This is a genomic window from Streptomyces sp. NBC_00012, from assembly GCF_045040875.1.
Classification (GTDB): domain Bacteria; phylum Actinomycetota; class Actinomycetes; order Streptomycetales; family Streptomycetaceae; genus Streptomyces.
This window is the reverse complement of sequence record NZ_CP108309.1, coordinates 7,348,399-7,368,465: the sequence shown is the minus strand read 5'-3', so window position 1 is coordinate 7,368,465 and position 20,067 is coordinate 7,348,399. Positions and strand designations below refer to the sequence as shown.

11 protein-coding genes, 2 rRNA genes and 1 pseudogene are annotated in these 20,067 nt (G+C 67.3%); 5 read left to right on the top strand and 9 right to left on the bottom strand.

Going from position 1 to position 20,067, the window contains the following annotated elements; translation table 11 throughout:
* Window positions 1-14 precede the first annotated feature (14 nt).
* A 23S ribosomal RNA gene (locus tag OHA19_RS33550) occupies window positions 15-3,139 on the bottom strand.
* Between the two features lie 298 nt (window positions 3,140-3,437).
* A 16S ribosomal RNA gene (locus OHA19_RS33545) occupies window positions 3,438-4,963 on the bottom strand.
* The 16S and 23S rRNA genes sit together here, the layout of an rRNA operon.
* A gap of 680 nt (window positions 4,964-5,643) precedes the next feature.
* Here OHA19_RS33545 and OHA19_RS33540 point away from each other — a divergent pair.
* Both OHA19_RS33540 and ptsP read left to right on the top strand, forming a co-directional pair.
* Window positions 5,644-6,093: a PTS glucose transporter subunit IIA gene (locus OHA19_RS33540; protein WP_405710478.1), complete on the top strand. Its 450-nt coding sequence runs from the start codon at window positions 5,644-5,646 to the stop codon at window positions 6,091-6,093.
* A gap of 76 nt (window positions 6,094-6,169) precedes the next feature.
* Window positions 6,170-7,840: a phosphoenolpyruvate--protein phosphotransferase gene (gene ptsP / locus OHA19_RS33535; RefSeq protein WP_405752599.1), complete on the top strand. Its 1,671-nt coding sequence runs from the start codon at window positions 6,170-6,172 to the stop codon at window positions 7,838-7,840.
* 65 nt (window positions 7,841-7,905) lie between these two features.
* Here ptsP and OHA19_RS33530 read toward each other — a convergent pair whose 3' ends face one another.
* A complete protein-coding gene (locus OHA19_RS33530) occupies window positions 7,906-8,841 on the bottom strand; it encodes a hypothetical protein (protein ID WP_405710484.1) in 936 nt (311 codons plus the stop codon).
* A 68-nt stretch (window positions 8,842-8,909) separates the two neighbouring features.
* Window positions 8,910-10,886, bottom strand: a complete 1,977-nt coding sequence (locus OHA19_RS33525; protein WP_405710487.1) for an acetoacetate--CoA ligase — start codon at window positions 10,884-10,886, stop codon at window positions 8,910-8,912.
* 222 nt (window positions 10,887-11,108) lie between these two features.
* On the opposite strand from OHA19_RS33525, the gene OHA19_RS33520 reads away from it, so the two are divergent.
* On the top strand, window positions 11,109-13,469 hold the full coding sequence (locus OHA19_RS33520; protein WP_405710490.1) for a glycoside hydrolase family 31 protein: 2,361 nt from the start codon (window positions 11,109-11,111) through the stop codon (window positions 13,467-13,469).
* Window positions 13,470-13,586: 117 nt separating this feature from the next.
* Here the strand turns inward: OHA19_RS33520 and OHA19_RS33515 are convergent, their stop codons facing one another.
* Complete coding sequence (locus OHA19_RS33515; protein WP_405710493.1) at window positions 13,587-14,120, bottom strand: NUDIX domain-containing protein; 534 nt, start codon at window positions 14,118-14,120, stop codon at window positions 13,587-13,589.
* A 57-nt stretch (window positions 14,121-14,177) separates the two neighbouring features.
* Here OHA19_RS33515 and OHA19_RS33510 point away from each other — a divergent pair, with 57 nt between their 5' ends.
* Both OHA19_RS33510 and OHA19_RS33505 read left to right on the top strand, forming a co-directional pair.
* Window positions 14,178-14,984: a M15 family metallopeptidase gene (locus tag OHA19_RS33510; protein ID WP_405710496.1), complete on the top strand. Its 807-nt coding sequence runs from the start codon at window positions 14,178-14,180 to the stop codon at window positions 14,982-14,984.
* 171 nt (window positions 14,985-15,155) lie between these two features.
* Window positions 15,156-15,517 (top strand): annotated as a pseudogene (locus tag OHA19_RS33505) (Mpo1-like protein).
* A gap of 104 nt (window positions 15,518-15,621) precedes the next feature.
* Here the strand turns inward: OHA19_RS33505 and OHA19_RS33500 are convergent.
* From OHA19_RS33500 to OHA19_RS33485, 4 genes are read right to left on the bottom strand one after another with little or no spacing between them, the layout of a single operon-like run.
* Complete coding sequence (locus OHA19_RS33500) at window positions 15,622-16,227, bottom strand: GTP-binding protein (protein WP_405710501.1); 606 nt, start codon at window positions 16,225-16,227, stop codon at window positions 15,622-15,624.
* Window positions 16,208-16,630, bottom strand: coding sequence for a DUF742 domain-containing protein (locus OHA19_RS33495; RefSeq protein WP_405710504.1), 423 nt, complete (start codon window positions 16,628-16,630; stop codon window positions 16,208-16,210). Before OHA19_RS33495 ends, OHA19_RS33500 begins: the two co-directional genes overlap by 20 nt.
* A gap of 7 nt (window positions 16,631-16,637) precedes the next feature.
* On the bottom strand, window positions 16,638-17,081 hold the full coding sequence (locus OHA19_RS33490) for a roadblock/LC7 domain-containing protein (protein WP_405710506.1): 444 nt from the start codon (window positions 17,079-17,081) through the stop codon (window positions 16,638-16,640).
* On the bottom strand, window positions 17,078-19,906 hold the full coding sequence (locus OHA19_RS33485; protein ID WP_405710509.1) for a nitrate- and nitrite sensing domain-containing protein: 2,829 nt from the start codon (window positions 19,904-19,906) through the stop codon (window positions 17,078-17,080). Before OHA19_RS33485 ends, OHA19_RS33490 begins: the two co-directional genes overlap by 4 nt.
* Window positions 19,907-20,067 lie beyond the last annotated feature (161 nt).

Genomic DNA, 20,067 nt, shown 5'->3' with positions numbered 1-20,067 from the left:
GGACGCGAGCAACTGAGGACAAGCCCTCGGCCTATTAGTACCAGTCAGCTCCACCCGTTACCAGGCTTCCACATCTGGCCTATCAACCCAGTCGTCTACTGGGAGCCTTAACCAATCAAGTTGGTGGGAATACTCATCTCGAAGCAGGCTTCCCGCTTAGATGCTTTCAGCGGTTATCCTTTCCGAACGTAGCCAACCAGCCATGCCCTTGGCAGAACAACTGGCACACCAGAGGTTCGTCCGTCCCGGTCCTCTCGTACTAGGGACAGCCCTTCTCAATATTCCTACGCGCACAGCGGATAGGGACCGAACTGTCTCACGACGTTCTAAACCCAGCTCGCGTACCGCTTTAATGGGCGAACAGCCCAACCCTTGGGACCGACTCCAGCCCCAGGATGCGACGAGCCGACATCGAGGTGCCAAACCATCCCGTCGATATGGACTCTTGGGGAAGATCAGCCTGTTATCCCCGGGGTACCTTTTATCCGTTGAGCGACAGCGCTTCCACAAGCCACTGCCGGATCACTAGTCCCGACTTTCGTCCCTGCTCGACCCGTCGGTCTCACAGTCAAGCTCCCTTGTGCACTTACACTCAACACCTGATTGCCAACCAGGCTGAGGGAACCTTTGGGCGCCTCCGTTACTCTTTAGGAGGCAACCGCCCCAGTTAAACTACCCATCAGACACTGTCCCTGATCCGGATCACGGACCCAGGTTAGACATCCAGCACGACCAGAGTGGTATTTCAACGGCGACTCCACAACCACTGGCGTGGCTGCTTCAAAGTCTCCCACCTATCCTACACAAGCCGAACCGAACACCAATATCAAACTGTAGTAAAGGTCCCGGGGTCTTTCCGTCCTGCTGCGCGAAACGAGCATCTTTACTCGTAGTGCAATTTCACCGGGCCTATGGTTGAGACAGTCGAGAAGTCGTTACGCCATTCGTGCAGGTCGGAACTTACCCGACAAGGAATTTCGCTACCTTAGGATGGTTATAGTTACCACCGCCGTTTACTGGCGCTTAAGTTCTCAGCTTCGCCGACCCGAAAGTCAGCTAACCGGTCCCCTTAACGTTCCAGCACCGGGCAGGCGTCAGTCCGTATACATCGCCTTACGGCTTCGCACGGACCTGTGTTTTTAGTAAACAGTCGCTTCTCGCTGGTCTCTGCGGCCACCCCCAGCTCATGGAGTAAATCCAATCACCAGTGATGGCCCCCCTTCTCCCGAAGTTACGGGGGCATTTTGCCGAGTTCCTTAACCATAGTTCACCCGAACGCCTCGGTATTCTCTACCTGACCACCTGAGTCGGTTTAGGGTACGGGCCGCCATGAAACTCGCTAGAGGCTTTTCTCGACAGCATAGGATCATCCACTTCACCACAATCGGCTCGGCATCAGGTCTCAGACTATATGCACGACGGATTTGCCTACCGTGCGTCCTACACCCTTACCCCGGGACAACCACCGCCCGGGCTGGACTACCTTCCTGCGTCACCCCATCGCTTACCTACTACCACCTTGGTTCATCGGCTCCACCACTACCCTCAACTCCGAAGAGATCGGGCCGGCTTCACGGACTTAGCATTAATGGGCTCAGTACTGGGCGTTTCAAAGCGGGTACCGGAATATCAACCGGTTGTCCATCGACTACGCCTGTCGGCCTCGCCTTAGGTCCCGACTTACCCTGGGCAGATCAGCTTGACCCAGGAACCCTTAGTCAATCGGCGCACACGTTTCTCACGTGTGTATCGCTACTCATGCCTGCATTCTCACTCGTGAACCGTCCACAACTCGCTTCCGCGGCTGCTTCACCCGGCACACGACGCTCCCCTACCCATCCGTACTCCCGTTGGGGATTAATGTACGAATGACACGACTTCGGCGGTACGCTTGAGCCCCGCTACATTGTCGGCGCGGAATCACTTGACCAGTGAGCTATTACGCACTCTTTCAAGGGTGGCTGCTTCTAAGCCAACCTCCTGGTTGTCTCTGCGACTCCACATCCTTTCCCACTTAGCGTACGCTTAGGGGCCTTAGTCGATGCTCTGGGCTGTTTCCCTCTCGACCATGGAGCTTATCCCCCACAGTCTCACTGCCGTGCTCTCACTTACCGGCATTCGGAGTTTGGCTAAGGTCAGTAACCCGGTAGGGCCCATCGCCTATCCAGTGCTCTACCTCCGGCAAGAAACACACGACGCTGCACCTAAATGCATTTCGGGGAGAACCAGCTATCACGGAGTTTGATTGGCCTTTCACCCCTAACCACAGGTCATCCCCCAGGTTTTCAACCCTGGTGGGTTCGGTCCTCCACGAAGTCTTACCTCCGCTTCAACCTGCCCATGGCTAGATCACTCCGCTTCGGGTCTTGAGCGTGCTACTGAAACGCCCTATTCGGACTCGCTTTCGCTACGGCTTCCCCACACGGGTTAACCTCGCAACACACCGCAAACTCGCAGGCTCATTCTTCAAAAGGCACGCAGTCACGACTGCATGTGCAAGCACATACAGCGACGCTCCCACGGCTTGTAGGCACACGGTTTCAGGTACTATTTCACTCCGCTCCCGCGGTACTTTTCACCATTCCCTCACGGTACTATCCGCTATCGGTCACCAGGGAATATTTAGGCTTAGCGGGTGGTCCCGCCAGATTCACACGGGATTTCTCGGGCCCCGTGCTACTTGGGTGTCTCTCAAACGAGCCGTCAATGTTTCAGCTACGGGGGTCTTACCCTCTACGCCGGACCTTTCGCATGTCCTTCGCCTACATCAACGGTTTCTGACTCGTCCCACGGCCGGCAGACCGCAGAAGAGAGATCCCACAACCCCGCATGCGCAACCCCTGCCGGGTATCACACGCATACGGTTTGGCCTCATCCAGTTTCGCTCGCCACTACTCCCGGAATCACGGTTGTTTTCTCTTCCTGAGGGTACTGAGATGTTTCACTTCCCCTCGTTCCCTCCACACTGCCTATGTGTTCAGCAGCGGGTGACAGCCCATGACGACTGCCGGGTTTCCCCATTCGGACACCCCCGGATCAAAGCTCGGTTGACAGCTCCCCGGGGCCTATCGTGGCCTCCCACGTCCTTCATCGGTTCCTGGTGCCAAGGCATCCACCGTGCGCCCTTAAAAACTTGGCCACAGATGCTCGCGTCCACTGTGCAGTTCTCAAACAACGACCAGCCACCCATCACCCCGCTCCGAAGAACAGGTTCACTGGGGCCGGCAACTGAAGGCGACCATACGGCCGTACCCTCAGATACCCAACAACGTGCCCGACCCGACCTGCCGTCCCCCACGTTCCACGCCGAAGCAGTACTAGTGAAAAACAACCTGTCGTGCCGAATAGTCAACGTTCCACCCATGAGCAACCACCGTCGAACATTTGCCGACGTAGTGGCCTCTGACCAGGCAAGCCCGGTAAGAAGTGCTCCTTAGAAAGGAGGTGATCCAGCCGCACCTTCCGGTACGGCTACCTTGTTACGACTTCGTCCCAATCGCCAGTCCCACCTTCGACAGCTCCCTCCCACAAGGGGTTGGGCCACCGGCTTCGGGTGTTACCGACTTTCGTGACGTGACGGGCGGTGTGTACAAGGCCCGGGAACGTATTCACCGCAGCAATGCTGATCTGCGATTACTAGCAACTCCGACTTCATGGGGTCGAGTTGCAGACCCCAATCCGAACTGAGACCGGCTTTTTGAGATTCGCTCCGCCTCGCGGCATCGCAGCTCATTGTACCGGCCATTGTAGCACGTGTGCAGCCCAAGACATAAGGGGCATGATGACTTGACGTCGTCCCCACCTTCCTCCGAGTTGACCCCGGCAGTCTCCTGTGAGTCCCCATCACCCCGAAGGGCATGCTGGCAACACAGAACAAGGGTTGCGCTCGTTGCGGGACTTAACCCAACATCTCACGACACGAGCTGACGACAGCCATGCACCACCTGTACACCGACCACAAGGGGGGCACCATCTCTGATGCTTTCCGGTGTATGTCAAGCCTTGGTAAGGTTCTTCGCGTTGCGTCGAATTAAGCCACATGCTCCGCTGCTTGTGCGGGCCCCCGTCAATTCCTTTGAGTTTTAGCCTTGCGGCCGTACTCCCCAGGCGGGGAACTTAATGCGTTAGCTGCGGCACCGACGACGTGGAATGTCGCCAACACCTAGTTCCCAACGTTTACGGCGTGGACTACCAGGGTATCTAATCCTGTTCGCTCCCCACGCTTTCGCTCCTCAGCGTCAGTAATGGCCCAGAGATCCGCCTTCGCCACCGGTGTTCCTCCTGATATCTGCGCATTTCACCGCTACACCAGGAATTCCGATCTCCCCTACCACACTCTAGCCTGCCCGTATCGAATGCAGACCCGGGGTTAAGCCCCGGGCTTTCACATCCGACGTGACAAGCCGCCTACGAGCTCTTTACGCCCAATAATTCCGGACAACGCTTGCGCCCTACGTATTACCGCGGCTGCTGGCACGTAGTTAGCCGGCGCTTCTTCTGCAGGTACCGTCACTCTCGCTTCTTCCCTGCTGAAAGAGGTTTACAACCCGAAGGCCGTCATCCCTCACGCGGCGTCGCTGCATCAGGCTTTCGCCCATTGTGCAATATTCCCCACTGCTGCCTCCCGTAGGAGTCTGGGCCGTGTCTCAGTCCCAGTGTGGCCGGTCGCCCTCTCAGGCCGGCTACCCGTCGTCGCCTTGGTAGGCCATCACCCCACCAACAAGCTGATAGGCCGCGGGCTCATCCTTCACCGCCGGAGCTTTCAACCCCGTCCCATGCGGGACAGAGTGTTATCCGGTATTAGACCCCGTTTCCAGGGCTTGTCCCAGAGTGAAGGGCAGATTGCCCACGTGTTACTCACCCGTTCGCCACTAATCCACCCCGAAGGGCTTCATCGTTCGACTTGCATGTGTTAAGCACGCCGCCAGCGTTCGTCCTGAGCCAGGATCAAACTCTCCGTGAATGTTTTCCCGTGATCGGGACAACACAACACGAGAGCGGAACGACCGGACGGAATAAGACCGGTCGTTCACAGCGTCCTCGCTGTGTAATTGCCTACCGGGTCAGTGACCCCGTAGGACTTTCAAAGGAACCACCAACCTGCCGAAGCAGGCCGGGGTATCAACATATCTGGCGTTGACTTTTGGCACGCTGTTGAGTTCTCAAGGAACGGACGCTTCCTTTGTACTCACCCTCTCGGGCTTTCCTCCGGGCTTTTCCCTTCGGTCTTGCGTTTCCGACTCTATCAGACTCTTTCGTGTCCGATTCCCGGTCGAAGCGGGCCCTGCTTTCGCTTTCCAGTTCTTCGCTTTCGCGTTTCCCTTTCCGGCGAGTCCGACTCTATCAGTCCTTTTCGCTTTCCCTGACCAGCTCCTGCAGACATGCAGGTGCCGAGTTTGGGTTAGAGTCAGGGCTTAAAAATCGCCGCCGACCCCCGACTCAAAGTCGTGTTGGGGCCAGGCAGGAGTACGACAGTACAGGCCGCCGGGAGTCGAGGCAAATCGTTTCCGGTGTGCCCCTAAGGCCGCGAACCACTATGACTCGGGCGGAACCGGGACTTCTTATGACTTACGCTGCTGAGCAGCACGCCGTCGCCCGCAGGTTGTGACGGCGCCGATCAAGCTCCACCCCTGGGAGGCCCCTATGACCACTGTGACGTCCCCTCTCGCCGGACGTGCCATCGGACTCGCTGCGGTACCGGACCCGGTCTTCTCCGGCGCGATGGTGGGTCCTGGAACCGCCATCGACCCCGTGCGCGAACCGTCCGAGGCGGTGTCGCCGGTCGACGGCATCCTTGTCTCCCTGCACCCGCACGCCTTCGTCGTCGTCGACGACAGCGGGCACGGAGTGCTCACGCACCTCGGCATCGACACCGTTCAGCTCAACGGCGAAGGGTTCGAGCTGCTCGTGAACAAGGGGGACAGGGTCACGCGCGGCCAGGGCATCGTGCGCTGGGACCCCGCGAGCGTCGAGGCGGCCGGCAAGTCGCCCGTGTGCCCGGTCGTCGCGCTGGAAGCCACCGCCGAATCCCTCTCCGACGTCCGTGAGGACGGCGACGTGAAGGTCGGCGACACCTTGTTCGGTTGGCAGTGACGGACTCGGCTCGATGACGGCCGACTGGATATCCACCGCGGCGGCACGGACCACCGCACGACCGGAGACGGGTGAAATGGAGACAACGCTGCGAGGCGTCGGTGTGAGCCACGGAGTGGCGATCGGCGAGGTGCGTCATATGGGTACGGCGGTGCTCGAACCGCCGGCCAGGCAGATCCCCGCCGAGGAGGCCGAGCGCGAACAGGGGCGTGCTCGCCAGGCCGTGGAGGCTGTGGCAGCCGACCTGATCGCGCGCGGCAACCTGGCCGGTGGCGAGGCTCAGCACGTGCTCGAGGCCCAGGCCATGATGGCGCAGGACCCCGAGCTGATGGCCGATGTGGAACGGCGCATCGCCGTCGGCAGCACCGCCGAGCGTGGCGTCTACGACGCGTTCGCCGCCTACCGGGCGCTGCTCGCCAACGCCGGGGAGTACCTGGCGGGGCGCGTTGCCGACCTCGACGACGTGCGCAACCGGATCGTGGCGCGGCTGCTCGGTGTGCCGATGCCCGGTGTGCCGGACAGCGACGAACCCTATGTGCTGATCGCGCGGGACCTGGCGCCCGCGGACACGGCGTTGCTCGACCCGGCTCTGGTGCTCGGTTTCGTGACCGAGGAGGGCGGACCGACCAGCCACAGCGCGATCCTGGCCCGCGCGCTCGGGGTGCCCGCCGTGGTGGCGCTCCCCGGTGCCGGTGAGCTGGCCGAGGGCACGGTCATCGCCGTGGACGGCAGTACCGGTGAGATCTTCGTCGAGCCGAGCGCCGAGAAGCGTGCGGAGATGGAGAGTGCCGCCGCGGCGCGCAAGGCCGCACTGTCGGCTTCGTCCGGTCCGGGTGCGACCTCCGACGGCCACAAGGTCCCGCTGCTCGCCAACGTCGGCGGCCCCGGAGATGTACCGGCGGCGGTCGAGGCCGGTGCGGAGGGCGTGGGGCTGTTCCGTACCGAGTTCCTGTTCCTGGACGACAGCAAGCAGGCACCGTCCGAGGAGAAGCAGGTCGCGGCGTACCTGGCGGTGCTGGAGGCGTTCCCCGAGGGGCGTGTCGTCGTGCGGGTGCTGGATGCCGGGGCCGACAAGCCGCTGGACTTCCTGACGCCGGCGGACGAGCCGAACCCGGCGCTGGGTGTGCGCGGGCTGCGGAGCCTGCTGGACCACCCCGACGTGTTGCGTACCCAGCTGACCGCGCTGTCGAAGGCGGCCCAGGGGCTGCCCGTACACCTTGAGGTCATGGCGCCGATGGTGGCGGACCGTGCGGATGCCAAGGCCTTCGCCGACGCCTGCCGCGAGGCCGGACTGCAGGCGAAGTTCGGCGCGATGGTGGAGATTCCGTCCGCCGCGCTGCGGGCGCGTTCGATCCTGCGGGAGGTGGAGTTTCTTTCGCTGGGGACCAACGACCTGGCGCAGTACACCTTCGCCGCCGACCGTCAGGTGGGTGCGGTGTCGCGGTTGCAGGACCCGTGGCAGCCCGCGCTGCTCGATCTGGTGGCGCTGTCGGCGGAGGCGGCCAGGGCCGAGGGCAAGAGCTGTGGTGTCTGTGGTGAGGCCGCCTCCGATCCGCTGCTGGCCTGTGTCCTGACGGGGCTGGGTGTGACGTCGCTGTCGATGGGTGCCGCGTCCATTCCCTACGTCCGCGTGGCGCTGGCGAAGTACACGCTCGCGCAGTGCGAGCGTGCCGCTGCCGCCGCTCGTGCGGCGGACTCCGCCGAGGAGGCGCGGGTCGCGGCTCAGGTGGTGCTGTCGGGCGAGTAGTTCCTGCGGCGTTCTGTGGTGAAGGGGCTCCCCGCCCGATGGTGGCTGGGAGCCCCTTCGGCCTGTCAGTGGTGCGATTCCGGTTCGTCGGCGCCGAGGTCGAAGCCGGCGCAGTACTCCACGTGGGGCTCCGGGGCGACCGGTTCGCCGGTGTCGGCGTCGGTGCAGTAGGCGCTGAAGACCTCGCCCGCGCTGAGCGGGACCAGATTGCCGCGGGCCAGACGCCAGCCGTGCACCCGGTCCTGGGCTCCGGAACGGGTCGTTCGGAGTACGACTCCCCCGGGCCTTTCGAGGGCGATGCCCACGGCCAGCACCGTGACGAACTCTGCTCCTTCATCGGTTTCGAGCCGAGCGGGCCCGGTGCTGTCCCGCTCGGTGTGCAGGACAGCGAGCAGGTGCTCGTTGTCGGTGGGGGTGCTGCAGACCAGGTGATGGGTGCCGGCGCCTGCCGTCTCCAGGATGCGGAGCAGCAGGTGCGAGGCCCGGTCGAAGGCCGCATGGCCGACGTCCTTGCCGCAGTCCGCGCATTCGCCGAGGCCGGCCAGGATCATCGTGGCGTACTCCCAGGTGGCCCGGCGGACGGCCCGGCTGACCAGGAGCGGGATCAGGGCGTCGATGGGTTGTCCGGTGTAGGCGACGGTGGCGCCGGCCGAGGCGATTTCGGCCGTGAAGCGGCTGCGGCTGGCCGGGGCGTCGGGAACGAGTCCCGACTCGGCGCAGTACTCCGCGTACTCCTCCGGGTCGAAGAGCGCGACCGTGGCGTGCATGCCCTGTGCCGAGAGTGACCTCAGCAGCGTTTCGACCTGCTGGAGATAGATGGTGTGGTCGTCGAAGGTGAAGGTGCGGTAGCGCCGCATCGCCGCGAAGTCCTGCTCGTCGGCCAGGAGGCCGATGGTGCTGGGTGCTTCGCGGCGCAGCGTGCGTCGCATGGATTCGCCGGACCGGCGGTACCCGGCGGTCCGGCCGTACTCGCTGTCCCCGTTGTTCCTGATGTGCGCCATGACTCCCCCAAGTGCACTGTCGATCATTGCTCACTCAGAGTAATCATGGTCACTGACAACGGAGACGGTCAGTGACGCTTGCGGGCGAGGTCCTCGTAGAAGTGGAGGAGTTCGAGGTTGTCGATCGAGCCGGGGTTGACCGCCTTGGCCAGGGCCGTGCCCTGCAGGAGGCGCTTGACCGGGACCTCGATGCGCTTGCCGGTGAGGGTGTGCGGGATGCCGGGTACTTCGATGACCTCGTCCGGGACATGGCGCGGGGAGAGGTTCTCCCGGATGGTCCGCTTGATGCTGTCGCGCAACGCGTCGTCGAGCCGCGCGCCCTCGGCGAGGTGGACGAAGAGCGGCATCCAGTAGCCGCCGCCGGGCTCTTCGAGGCCGATGACGAGGGATTCACGGATCTCGGGGAGCCGTTCGACGGCCTCGTAGATGTCGGCGGATCCCATCCGTACGCCCTGGCGGTTCAACGTGGAGTCGGAGCGGCCGTGGATGACGACCGAGCCGTGTTCGGTGATCGTGATCCAGTCCCCGTGGCGCCAGACGCCGGGGTACATGTCGAAGTAGCTGTCGTGGTAGCGGCTGCCGTCGGGGTCGTTCCAGAACCGGATGGGCATGGACGGCATGGGTGCGGTGACGACGAGTTCGCCGACCTCGCCGATGAGCGGTTTGCCCGCGGGGTCCCAGGACCGGAGGTCCGTGCCGAGGCAGGGGGCCTGGAGTTCGCCGATGTGGACGGGAAGGGTCGGGACCGCGCCGGCGAAGCAGCTGCACACGTCCGTGCCGCCGCTGACCGAGGCGATCCACAGATCGTCGTCCACCTCGTCGTGGAGCCAGCGGAAGCCGTCGGGCGGGAGCGGGGAACCGGTGGTGGCGACGCACTGGACGCGGGAGAGGTCGAGGTCGCGGCCGGGATGGATGCCGGCTTTCCGGCAGGCCATGACGTAGGCGGCCGAGGTGCCGAAGAGGGTCGCTCCGGTCTGTTCGGCGACGCGCCACTGGGCACTGACGTCCGGGTAGCCGGGGCTACCGTCGTACAGCACGAGGGTGGTTCCGGTGAGGAGGCCGGAGACGAGGAAGTTCCACATCATCCAGCCGGTGGAGGTGTACCAGAAGAAACGGTCTTCGGGGCCGAGGTCGCAGTGCAGGCCGATCTGCTTGAAGTGTTCCAGCAGGATGCCGCCCTGGGACTGGACGATCGCCTTGGGGAGCCCGGTGGTGCCGGAGGAGTAGAGCACCCAGAGCGGGTGGTCGAAGGGGAGCTGCTCGAAGACGGGCTCGGTGTCGGCGGAGGTGAGGGCGGACCATTCGAGGGCACCCTCGGGAGCCGCCGTGCCCAGCAGCGGGATGTGGACGACGGCGCGCAGGGTGGGCAGTTCGCGGCGCAGCTCGGCGACCGTGTCGGCGCGGTGGTGTTCCTTGCCTCCGTAGCGGTAGCCGTCGACCGTGAAGAGGACGACGGGTTCGACCTGCTGGAAGCGGTCGAGGACGCTGCGGGCGCCGAAGTCCGGTGCGCAGGACGTCCAGACGCCGCCGACGGCCGCTGTGGCGAGGAAGGCGACGACGGCCTCGGGGATGTTGGGGAGGTAGCCGCTGACACGGTCGCCGGGGGTGACACCGAGGGCACGGAGTTCGGCGGCGAGGGAACCGACCCGGCGGCGGAGTTCGGACCAGGAGACGGGGATCTGGGTGTGGGTCTCGTCGACGTGGAGCAGGGCCGGGGCGTCCGCGCGCAGGGGGTCCTCGGCGGTGCGCAGCGCGTGCTCGGCGTAGTTGAGGGTGGCGCCGGGGAACCATTGGGCGCCGGGCATGGTGCGGTCGGCGATGACGGTCTCGTACGGGGTGGAGAACCGCACGTCGAACCAGTCGGCGACGGCCCGCCAGAAGGTGTCGAGTTCGTCGACGGACCACTGGTGCAGCGCCGGGTAGCCGCCCTCGGCGGGTGCTCCGTAGTGCTGGGACGCCCAGCTCTGGAAGCGGGTGACGGCTGCGGCCGCGATGCGGTCGGGGCCGGGCTGCCAGAGGGGGGACTCGTTGGCTGCTGCGGTCATGGGGCGGCTCCCTGGCTGTACGGGTACGCGGGATGGGCGTGGGCCCGCGCACACGTGCTGGGGTGTGCGCGTGAGGCGGCTTTTACGGACGATGCCATGTGATCGTCTTTCGCACCAGGGTTCCCCGCCCATGGCCGAGTGTCCGGACATGTGGTCCGGCCATGGGTGAACGGAAGTTGAACGGAGCCCGCGCCCGCCCCGCCGGATGGCAGGCTGAGCTGCATGGACGGTCGTGACCTGGTGCGCTCGGTGAAGATGGTCGGTTCGGTGCGGGGGCTGAGCGCGGTGCGCTCGGCCTGGCGGCGCCGCAGTGCGGATGCGCGGGCGCTGCCCCGGCGCGGCGCGGAGCGCGCGCGGGTGCCCGGCCTCGTGGTGGGCGCGGAGCCGGAGCCTGGCGGGGGTGTGGTGCGGTTCGCCCGTTCGGAGTTGCGGGTGCGGGTGGCGGTGGGCGGTGCGGTGTTCTGGGGCTGGGACGGGGCGGAGCCGTTGCCGTCGTACGCGCTGCCCGGTGCGGCGCCCGAGCCGGATCCGCGGGCCGAGCTGGAGCCGGACAAGGACGGCGGCTGGCAGGTGGTGTCGGAACGGCTGACCGTCGCGGTGTCGCGGCACGGGGCCGTGGAGCTGCGTACTCCGGGCGGGGTTGTGCTCCGGCGGGAGCTGCCGCCGCGCTGGTGGGAGCCGGTGGCGGGGGGCGATGCCCGGTGGGTGCAGCGTTCCGAGCTCCCGGCGGACGCACGGTTCTTCGGGCTCGGGGGCCGGGCGTCGGGGCCGCGGCTGCGGGACGGTGTGTACGGCTTGTGGAACACCGATCCCGGCGGGCGCTTCGAGCCCGGTGACGATCCGCTGTATCTGACGATGCCGGTGCAGCTCGTGGTCTGTGACGCCGGGACGCATCTGGTGTTCCACGACAACACCTGGTCGGGGCGGGTGACTCTGCGCGAGGGCGAGGAGGGGGCGGGCTCCGGCCATGACCGGCCCGGGATGTGCGAGGTGCGGATGGACGGGGGGCCGTTGCGCTGCTGGGTGGTGGCGGGTACGCCGGCCCGGGTGCTGCAGGGCTGGACGGCTCTCACGGGTGCTCCGGCGGTGCCGCCGTCCTGGGCGCTGGGTCCGCAGCATGCCCGGTGGGGGTTCGGGAGTGAGCGGGAGGTGCGCCGGGTCGTTGCCGGCTACCGGGAGCGGGGGCTGCCGCTGTCCGTGCTGCATCTGGACATCGACCACTACGACGCGCACCGGGTGTTCACCGTCGATCAGGGGCGTTTTCCCGATCTGCCGGGTCTGGCGAAGGAGTTGCGGGAGGAGGGCGTGCGGCTGGTGTCCATCGTCGATCCCGCGGTGAAGACGGAGCCGGGGAACGCGGTGTTCGACGCGGGGGCGGCGGTCGGGGACCTCGGCGCGTTCGTCCGGGACGCGCGGGGGCGGGTGGTGCGCGGGGAGGTGTGGCCGGGCGAGTGCGTGTTCCCGGACTTCACCGATCCGCGGGTGCGGGAGTGGTGGGGCGGTCTTTACGAGGAGCGGCTGGCGCAGGGGTTCTCGGGTGTGTGGCACGACATGAACGAGCCGGTGTCGTTCGCGGCGTTCGGGGATCCGTCGCTGCCGCGGTCGGCTCGGCACTCGCTGGAGGGTGTCGGGGGCGATCACCGCGAGGCCCACAACGTCTACGCGCTGGCGATGGCGCGTGCCGGGTACGAAGGGCTGCGCCGGCTGCGGCCCGAGGAGCGTCCCTTCCTGTTCTCGCGTTCCGGCTGGGCGGGGATGCAGCGTTACGGGGGCACCTGGTCCGGTGACGTGGCGACCGGCTGGCCGGGGCTGCGTGCCTCGTTGGCGCTGGTCCTCGGGCTGGGGCTGTGCGGGGTGCCGTACTCGGGGCCCGATGTGGGCGGGTTCGACGGGTCGCCCTCGCCGGAGCTGTATCTGCGGTGGTTCCAGCTCGGTGCGTATCTGCCGTTGTTCCGTACCCATGCGGCAATCGACGCGGGGCGGCGTGAGCCGTGGGAGTTCGGGCCCCAGGTGCTGGAGCACGCGCGGGCGGCGCTGGCGGAGCGAGAGCGGCTGCACCCGTACTTCGTGACCCTTTCGCGGCTGGCCGGGCTGACCGGTGCCCCGTACGTGCGGCCGCTGTGGTGGCGTGCGCCCGGGGACCGGGCGTTGCGGGAGTGCGAGGACGCGTTCCTGCTGGGAGACGCGCTGCTGGTGGCTCCGGTGCTGGAGCGCGGCGCGGATCGACGGGCGGTGCGGTTGCCGCGGGGGCGTTGGTACGACACGGCGACCGGTGAGGTGTACGAGGGGCCGGGGCAGGTGCTGATCGACGCGCCGCTGTCGCGGGTGCCGGTGCTGGCGCGGGCGGGTTCGGTGCTGCCGGTGCGGGGTGCGGACGGTGGGGTGGAGCTGGAGGTGTGGGCTCCGGCGGCGGGGCGCAGCGGGAGCGGGCTGGTGGTGCGGGACGCGGGGGACGGCTGGGAGAGGGCGGAGGTCGAGCGGTACACGTCGCGGCTGGCGGGCGGGCGGGTCGTGGTCGAACGGGAGGGCTGGGAGGGTGAGGAGGGGGCGGTGGGGTATCCGGTGCGGGTGCGCGGTCTGTAGCGACCGTCAGGGAAAGCGACCGTCCGGGAAGGAGTGCCCTCGGGCCGGGGTGCCCGTCGACCGGGGTTCCCTTCGGCGGGCTCTGCCCTCACTGCCGGGCGGGGTCCGTGGTGCCGGTCAGCGGTAGGCGCCGTCGAACCAGTTGCGGACGGCGCGGGTGTGCAGGGGGAAGGCCAGCTCGGCGGGTGCGCGGAGCAGTCGGAAGCCGGACGTCTCGCCGGTGGGCCTGGAGGGCGGGAGCTCGGTCGCGGGGCGTTCCGGGAGGAGGCCGAAGAGGAGCAGGTGGCCGTCCGGGGCGCTGAGGGCGTCGGCGAGGCGGACCTCCCGTTCGTCGGCCACGATGCCGGTCTCCTCGCCCAGTTCCCGTACGACCGCGTGCTGCCAGTCCTCGTCGTGGTCGATGTAGCCGCCGGGGAGGGCTAGGCCGCCCGGGTGGGGCGGGATGGTGCGGGTGATCACGACGAGTCCGGCGCCGTCCCGGCCAGTGACGGGGAGGAGGGCCACGGCGACCGGCAGTGGGTTGCGGTAGGCGGTGCTGCCGCAGGCGGTGCAGGTGCGGGGCCAGGGGGCGGATTCGGCCCAGAGTGCTCCGCAGCTGTCGCAGTGCGAGTCCTTGGCCGGCTTCTCGGGGTTGCTCCTGGGTGCGGACACGCGCGGACTGTACCGGATCCTCCGGCGGACTCCCCCGTACTACTGGATTATGTGCCCATGACAGGTCTCGCTTCCGCTTTCCGTGCCCTGACGGCCGCTGCCGCCGCCCTGCTCACCGTCACCGCCGCCGCGCCCACGGCCCGGGCCAGGCCCGAGCCGAAGGCACCCGAGGAGTTCGTCGCGCTGAGCTCGGTGGATCCGACGATCATCCAGGAGATGCGCTACCCCACCGCCCACAACTTCATGGGTGTCGCGGTGGACGGCTACCGCAATCCGCTCTGCATCCTGACCCGGCCCGCGGCCCGGGCGCTGCACGACGCGCAGGCCCGGCTGCTGCGCCGGGGCTACTCGCTGAAGGTGTACGACTGCTACCGGCCGCAGCGAGCGGTCGACCACTTCGTACGGTGGGCGAAGGACCTAGACGACGAGACCATGAAGGGCGAGTTCTACCCCCGGGTCGACAAGACACGGCTGTTCGCGGACGGTTACATCGCGGAGAAGTCCGGGCACAGCCGCGGCAGCACGGTGGACCTGACGCTGGTGAAGCTGCCCGCCGCGCCGACCCCGCCGCACCTGCCGGGTGACCGGCAGGTGCCCTGCTACGCGCCCGCGGCCGAGCGGTTCCCGGACAGTTCCGTGGACATGGGCACCGGCTTCGACTGCTTCGACACGCTTTCCCACACCGACGATCCGCGCGTCCAGGGGGCGCAGCGCGCCAATCGGCAGTTCCTGAAGAAGACGCTCACGGACGCCGGTTTCGTGAATCTGGCCGAGGAATGGTGGCACTACACCTTCAAGCCCGAGCTGTTCCCGGACACCTATTTCGACTTCCCGGTGGCCCGGCGGTCCGTCGCCGGGCACTGACGCGTTCACGCGGAAGCGGACGGCCGGGGCCACCCCCGTGGGTCCCGGCCGTCCGCTTCTTCCTCTCCGACGCGGATCGGCCGTTTCCGGTTGCGGTCCGGGACCGTCCCGTAAACCCTGTCGTACGCCCTCGGGGATTGCGGGACGGCCCTGAGTAACTACGGTGCCCGTATGTCACAGCAGACGTTCGATTCGTACGAGGAGTTCTGGCCCTACTACGTGGCGATGCACTCCAGGGCCGCGACCCGGTGGGTCCATCTGACCGGCACCCTGACCGGGCTCGCGGTCTCCGCCTACGGTCTGGCACGGGGGCGCAAACGGTACCTGGCCGCGTTGCCGCTGATCGGGTACGGGACCGCCTGGCCCGCGCATTTCCTGATCGAGAAGAACAATCCGGCCACGTTCGGGCATCCCGCCTGGTCGCTCCGTGGCGACGTGCAGATGATCCGGATGATCTGGCGGGCCGCGACCGGGAGCTGGCTGAGACCGCCGCCAAGTGGCTCGCCGACAACGAGTGCTGCCAGGAATGTTGACGGCCTGTCGTCGCGGGAGAAAACTCCTCGCTCAGTGAGGCGACGACGCACGGCCCGTACCCCGGTCGGCGGGGGTACGGGCCGTGTCGTTCACAGAACGGGCGTCACGTGGCGGCGGGCTCACGGACGCGTTCCGCGCGGGCCACGGCGTGTTCGACGACGCCGACCAGTACGTCCCGTACGGAGCCTCGGTCGCGCGCGTCGCACATGAGCACGGGCACCTCCGGGTCCAGGTCCAGCGCCGCCTGCACCGTCTCGACGGGGAACTCGTCGGCCCCCTCGAAGCAGTTGACGGCGACAGTGAACGGAATGGCTCTGCGTTCGAAGTAGTCGACCGCGGCGAAGCAGTCCTCCAGCCGACGGGTGTCGGCGAGCACGACGGCCCCGAGCGCGCCCTGGGCCAGCTCGTCCCACAGGAACCAGAAGCGGTCCTGCCCCGGGGTGCCGAAGAGGTACAGCACCAGGTCCTCGCGCAGCGTGATCCGGCCGAAGTCCATGGCCACCGTGGTGGTGGTCTTGGCCTCCACGCCCGCCAGGTCGTCCACCGGACGGCCCGCCTCGCTGAGTCTCTCCTCCGTGCGCAGCGGCCTGATCTCGCTCACCGCGCCCACCAGGGTCGTCTTGCCCACTCCGAAGCCGCCCGCCACCAGGATTTTCAGGGTAACGGGCTCAACGGGCCGCTTCTTGCGGCTAGAGCGCCCGAAGGCCATTGATCACCTCGCGAAGAATGTTCACGTCCGGCAGCTCGGCCGGCGGAACGGGACGGGTCACATGCACCAGCTCGTCCTCGACGAGGTCGCCGACCAGTACCCGGACCACCCCGACCGGGAGGTCCAGGCCGGCCGCGAGCTCCGCGATCGACTGGGGCATGCCACTGCAGAGTTCGACGATCTCCACGTGTTCCGGGGAGAGCGTCTGGTCCCGGCCGGGGTCGTCGGCCTCGGGTTCGGGGACGACGATCGCGATCAGGTCGAGCCGATGACGGGAGGCGCTGCTGGTTCGGCCCCGGGTCATCGCGTACGGACGGACCACCGGTCCCGCATCGGCGTCGTACCAACGCGAGGCCTGCGGGTCGGCGGGCGTCGCCGGAGATTGGGTGGAGTCAGCGCTCACCGTCCACTCACCCCCCGGCGGACAGACCGGTCGTCCGGGGGGCGTTGGCCAGGTGGGCACCGACGCGCTTGACCATCAGAGTCATCTCGTAGGCGACCTGGCCGACGTCCGAGTCGGCGTCGGCCAGCACCGCGAGACAACTGCCGTCACCGGCCGCCGTGACGAAGAGGAACGCCTCGTCGAGTTCGACGACGGTCTGGCGGACCCGGCCCACTTCGAAGTGCCGTCCGACGCCCTTGGCGAGGCTGTGGAATCCGGAGGCGACGGCCGCCAGATGTTCGCTGTCCTCGCGGGTCAGCTCCTTCGACGTGCCGGTGGCGAGGCCGTCGCTGGAGAGCACCAGCGCCTTGTGGATGCTGGCGACGCGTTCGACGAGTTCGTCGAGGAGCCAGTTGAGCTGGCCGGAGCCCTGTCGTGCGGCGTTGGTTGCTGCGACGTTCGGTGCGGTCATCGACCGTCCCCTCCCGGAGTGGTTCCTTGTGCTGTCTCACCGGGGCCGGTCACGTCCTCGGCGTTCTGCCGACGGCCGCGCTGCCAGCCGCGTTGGAGCGAAGCCATCCGGCTGCGCACCTCTTCCGCATCACGTTCGAAGTCCTGGTCCGGTTCCGTCCGCGCCGGTTCGGGATCGCGGACGGCCGCTTCCTCGCGCAGTTGCGGGGCGAGACTGGCCTGCCGGACACGGCGGGGCAGACCGCCCACGGTCTCCCGGGGGCCCGGGGCCACGGGGGACGCGGGCTGCTCGGATGTGGCGGGCCCGGTGGGCTTCCGGAAGCCGGTGGGCTGCCGGGGTTCGGTGGGCGTGGCGCCGGATCGGGGCCCGCCCGCGTCGGTGGCGCCGGGCTTGACGTCCCGCCCGGCGGTCGTGGGATGGGCGCGGCCCGCCTCGTCGACCCGGCGGCCGTTGTCGGTGACCAGGGTCGGCGGCTTGCGGCGGGGCAGAGGCACCGGACCGCCGGGACGCATCGGCCGTACGCCGGCCGGCGACTGCGACTCCTGGTCCGTGGCCTGCTGGTGCTGTTCTCGGTCGGCTTCGCGCCGGAGATCACGGGAGCGGAAGATGCCGCCGCGTTCGCTCTCGGTGTCGTCGAGGTCGGAGGCACCGCCCAGCAGGGGTTCGAGCAGCGGGTCGAGCACGGGGTCGCTCTCGAAGCCCAGTGTTCCGACGGGGCCTTCGAGCTCGACCGGCCCGTCCAGGAGTGCCGGGTCGACCAGGCCGGTCGGAACGGGGGCGAGGCCGGAGGGCCTGCCGGTGGCCCGGCGGTCCGGTGCGCCGTCCCTGCGGTCCTGGCCGCTGCCGGACGCGTCACCGGCTGCCCGGCTACCGCTGCCGATCGCCCGCTCGGCCCGGCGGTCGAGACGGAACCCGGTGCCGTGGGTCTCCGGGGCGTCGGTGAGCAGTGCCGCCGGGATGAAGACGACGGCGGTCGTGCCACCGTACGGAGAGGTCTGCAGCGAGACGCGGACGTTCTGGCGCTGGGCGAGACGGCTGACCACGAACAGGCCGAGCCGGTCGGTGTCGGACAGTTCGAACTCGGGGGTCTCGGCGAGCCTGAGGTTGGCGTCCAGGAGGATGTCGGGTGCCATGCCGAGGCCGCGGTCGTGGATTTCGAGCGTGAAGCCGTTGGCCACGCGTTCGCCGAGCACCTGGACCGCGGTGTGCGGGGGCGAGAACACGGTCGCGTTCTCCAGGAGTTCGGCGATCAGGTGGGTGAGGTCGGCGACGGCGGGGCCGCCCACCCCGATCCGGGCCAGCCGGCGGACCTCGATCCGTTCGTAGTCCTCGACCTCGGCGACCGCCGCCCGCACCACGTCCATCAGCTGGATCGGCTTGCGCCACTGGCGGGACGGGGCCGCCCCGGAGAGGATCACCAGACCCTCGGCGTGACGTCGCATGCGGGTGGTCAGATGGTCGAGGCGGAAGAGGTCGGCGAGTTCATCGGTGTTCTCGGTACGGCGCTCCATGGCGTCCAGGAGCGTCAGCTGCCGGTGCAGCAGCACCTGGTTGCGGCGGGCGAGGTTGACGAAGACCTCCGACACGCCGCGCCGCATGTCGGCCTGCTTGACGGCGGCCTCGACGGCCGCCCGCTGCAGGGTGTTGAGGGCCTGGCCGACCTGACCGATCTCGTCCCGTTCGTACTGGAGGTGCGGGGCTTCGGTCTCGACGTCGACCTGTTCCCCGGCGGCGAGCCGGCGCATCACGCTCGGCAGGCGTACGCCGGAGACCTCATGGGCATCCTTGCGGAGCCGGGAGAGGTCCCGGATCAGTTCACGGCCGATGCGTACGGAGACGAACACCGAGGCGATCAGGGCGAGGAACCCGAGGACGCCCGCGATACCGGCCTTGATCAGGATGCTGTAGCCGGCGGGCTTGCCGCGGTCCTTGAAACGGTTGTTCATCTCCGTGGAGTCGTTGGCCAGCCGGTCCAGGACCGGTGGGGCCGCCTCCTGCCAGCGCTCGGCGTCGACGGCGCGCGGGTCCTGGGTGGGGCCGACCTCGATGAGGGTCTTCTCCGCCGTCCGCAGCGGTTCGCTGTCCGGGCTCGCCCAGTACTGCTCCACGCGTTGGCGCTCCGAGGCGGGAAGCGCGTCGACGTTGATCTCGTAGAGCAGCTTGCGGTTGGCCACGAGGTCGGATATCTGGCGCAGTTCGGCTGCGGTGAGCCGTCCGGCTATGAGGGACGAGGCGACCAGGGCGTCTTCGCGCGAGAGCATTTCGCGGGCTCGCGAGATGCCGACCAGCCCACGGACCTGCTTGTCCATCGACACGTTCTCCATCGTGCGGAGACCGGTGAGGAAGCGATAGCAGGGGTCTATGAGCCGGCCGTAGAACTCCATCGCCTTGGAGCGGTCGATGGAGCGCCGGTCGACCGAATCACGCAGCGCGCCGAGTCCTTCGACCGTGCCGAGGATCGAATTCAGCTGGGCGTCGTCGTCGGAGCTCAGCGCGTCGCGGATGTCCTTCTGCCGGGCGCCGTCCTTGACACTGTTCAGGACGCGGTCGGTGGCCGCTCGTTGGCGTTGCAGGAGCGGGAGGGCGTTGGAGGCCCTGGGGTCGGCGAGGAAGACAAGGGTCTGGCGGCGCTCGTCCTGAATGGCCCGGACGGTGTCCTCCAGCGGATGGCCGACCTTCTCCACCAGGGTGCCTGCGCTCAGCAGGTTGCCGGCCTCGCGTCCCGTCAGAAAGGTGGCGAATCCCCAGAGTGCGATGAGGGAGATGAGCGGCACCAGCAGCAACGCCACGATCTTCCTGCGGATGGACTTTCCGCGAAAGCGCATGGACTCCCCCAGCTCGACCCCGCGGGGCGAGGGTCGTGTTCCGTCAATAAACGGCGCGAGCCTACTACTGACGGGGTAACAACTCGAAGAGACATCCGGACGATTTTCGGCCGCACTGTCTGGTGTTGATCGTGGGTTGTCCTGGTATTCCCGGCAATGAA

Bases quoted from the DNA above. Each gene is read 5' to 3' on its own strand.
- OHA19_RS33490 (WP_405710506.1), bottom strand. From the start codon at position 17,081: ATGACCGCACCGAACGTCGCAGCAACCAACGCCGCACGACAGGGCTCC.
- OHA19_RS33540 (WP_405710478.1), top strand. From the start codon at position 5,644: ATGACCACTGTGACGTCCCCTCTCGCCGGACGTGCCATCGGACTCGCT.
- OHA19_RS33485 (WP_405710509.1), bottom strand. From the start codon at position 19,906: ATGCGCTTTCGCGGAAAGTCCATCCGCAGGAAGATCGTGGCGTTGCTG.
- OHA19_RS33500 (WP_405710501.1), bottom strand. From the start codon at position 16,227: ATGGCCTTCGGGCGCTCTAGCCGCAAGAAGCGGCCCGTTGAGCCCGTT.
- OHA19_RS33530 (WP_405710484.1), bottom strand. From the start codon at position 8,841: ATGGCGCACATCAGGAACAACGGGGACAGCGAGTACGGCCGGACCGCC.
- ptsP (WP_405752599.1), top strand. From the start codon at position 6,170: ATGGAGACAACGCTGCGAGGCGTCGGTGTGAGCCACGGAGTGGCGATC.
- OHA19_RS33510 (WP_405710496.1), top strand. From the start codon at position 14,178: ATGACAGGTCTCGCTTCCGCTTTCCGTGCCCTGACGGCCGCTGCCGCC.
- OHA19_RS33525 (WP_405710487.1), bottom strand. From the start codon at position 10,886: ATGACCGCAGCAGCCAACGAGTCCCCCCTCTGGCAGCCCGGCCCCGAC.
- OHA19_RS33520 (WP_405710490.1), top strand. From the start codon at position 11,109: ATGGACGGTCGTGACCTGGTGCGCTCGGTGAAGATGGTCGGTTCGGTG.